Below are 790 nucleotides of genomic sequence, written 5' to 3'. Positions count from 1 at the left end.
GGCGCGGTGTCGCGGGTGCGTGCGACGGGCAGCGTGCCCGTGACGGTGGACGCCTGCGGCCGCTCCGCGCGGGTGGTGAGATCCCGCGGGATGACCACGACCACGGCGGTGCCGCCGATGGCGGAGGGCCGGTAGGAGACGGTGAGCCCGTGCTTGCGCGCGAGGTTGCCCACCACGGCGAGGCCGAGCCGGGTCCCGGTCAGCGACGACAGGTCGACGCCGGCGCCGCGTGCGTCCGGTCCGGTGGCCGCCACCGCCGCCTCGGCGCGGCGCAGCGCCGACTCGCTCATGACCAATCCGCTGTCCTCGATGGTGATGATGACGCCCGCCGGGACCTCGGCGGCGTAGACGTGCACCTCGGTGGTGGGCGGGGAGAAGTTGCAGGCGTTGTCGAGCAGCTCCGCCAGCGCGTGCATGACGCCTTCCGCGGCGTGGCCGGAGATCGCGATGTCGGCGACGGCGCGCAGCCGTACCCGTTGATAACCCGCGACGCGCCCCATCGCGCCGCGCAGAATCGATTCCATGGCAATCGGTTTGGCCCACCGGCGGCCCGATCGCGCGCCGCTGAGCACGGCGATGCTGTCGGCCAGCCTGCCCGCCTGGGCGGTGTGGTGATCCAGTTGCAGCAGATCGGCGAGCACGGTGGGATCGCCGTGCCGGTGCTCCATCTCGCGCAGCTCGGCGAGCATGCTGGTGGTCATCGCCTGCATGCGGCCCGCCGCGCCCGCGAACGCCGCCATGGCCGCGGCGCGGCGGTTCTCGCTGCTCTCGGCTCGGGCTTCGGCTGCGG

The 790-nt window shown here is 73.9% G+C and carries 1 protein-coding gene; it reads right to left on the bottom strand.

Translation table 11 applies throughout. From position 1 onward, the window contains the following. A partial coding sequence (locus ON29_RS26590) for a sensor histidine kinase (protein WP_169332608.1) occupies positions 1-790 on the bottom strand: 790 nt, incomplete at both ends.

The sequence above is a fragment of the Nocardia exalbida NBRC 100660 genome (assembly GCF_000308575.1).
GTDB lineage: Bacteria > Actinomycetota > Actinomycetes > Mycobacteriales > Mycobacteriaceae > Nocardia > Nocardia exalbida.
Note: the sequence above shows the minus strand (reverse complement) of the source record. Positions and strands in the feature narration are given on the sequence as shown.